Origin of the sequence: Myxococcus sp. XM-1-1-1, assembly GCF_020037095.1 — a bacterium.
GTDB classification, from domain to species: Bacteria; Myxococcota; Myxococcia; order Myxococcales; family Myxococcaceae; genus Myxococcus; species Myxococcus fulvus.
Map to the genome: position 1 here is coordinate 1 of NZ_JAIQDH010000069.1, position 1,143 is coordinate 1,143.

At 65.6% G+C, this 1,143-nt stretch carries 1 protein-coding gene; it reads left to right on the plus strand.

Going from position 1 to position 1,143, the window contains the following annotated elements; translation table 11 throughout:
- Window positions 1-10: 10 nt before the first annotated feature.
- On the plus strand, window positions 11-1,143 hold a 1,133-nt coding region (gene tuf / locus K8640_RS42340), incomplete at its 3' end, for an elongation factor Tu (RefSeq protein WP_223752276.1).

Genomic DNA, 1,143 nt, shown 5'->3' on the forward strand with positions numbered 1-1,143 from the left:
GAGGAGTGTCATGGCCAAGGAGAAGTTCGAGCGTAACAAGCCCCACGTGAACATCGGCACGATCGGACACGTGGACCACGGCAAGACGTCGCTGACGGCGGCCATCACGAAGGTGCTGGCGAAGACGGGCGGCGCCACGTTCCTGGCGTACGACCAGATCGACAAGGCGCCGGAAGAGCGCGAGCGCGGCATCACGATTTCGACGGCGCACGTGGAGTACCAGACGGCGAACCGTCACTACGCGCACGTCGACTGTCCGGGCCACGCCGACTACGTGAAGAACATGATCACGGGCGCGGCGCAGATGGACGGCGCGATTCTGGTGGTGTCGGCGGCGGACGGCCCGATGCCCCAGACGCGTGAGCACATCCTGCTGGCGCGCCAGGTCGGTGTTCCGTACATCGTGGTCTTCCTGAACAAGGTGGACCTGCTGGACGACCCGGAGCTGCGCGAGCTGGTGGAGATGGAGGTGCGTGACCTCCTGAAGAAGTACGAGTTCCCCGGCGACACCATCCCCATCATCCCGGGCTCCGCGGTGAAGGCGCTCGAGGGTGACACGAGCGACATCGGCGAGCCGGCCATCCTGAAGCTGATGGCGGCGGTGGACAGCTACATCCCGACGCCGCAGCGCGCGACGGACAAGCCCTTCCTGATGCCGGTGGAGGACGTGTTCTCCATCGCCGGCCGTGGAACGGTGGCGACGGGCCGCGTGGAGCGTGGCAAGATCAAGGTCGGCGAGGAGGTCGAGGTCGTCGGCCTGCGCCCGACGCAGAAGACCGTGGTCACGGGCGTGGAGATGTTCCGCAAGCTGCTGGACGAGGGCATGGCGGGCGACAACATCGGCGCGCTGGTGCGCGGCCTGAAGCGTGAGGACATGGAGCGTGGGCAGGTGATTGCCAAGCCTGGCAGCATCACGCCGCACACCAAGTTCAAGGCGCAGATCTACGTGCTGTCGAAGGAAGAGGGTGGTCGCCACACCCCGTTCTTCAAGGGCTACCGTCCCCAGTTCTACTTCCGCACGACGGACGTGACGGGAACGGTGAAGCTGCCGGAGAACGTGGAGATGGTGATGCCGGGCGACAACATCGCGATCGAGGTGGAGCTGATCACCCCTGTCGCGATGGAGAAGGAGCTGCGCTTCGC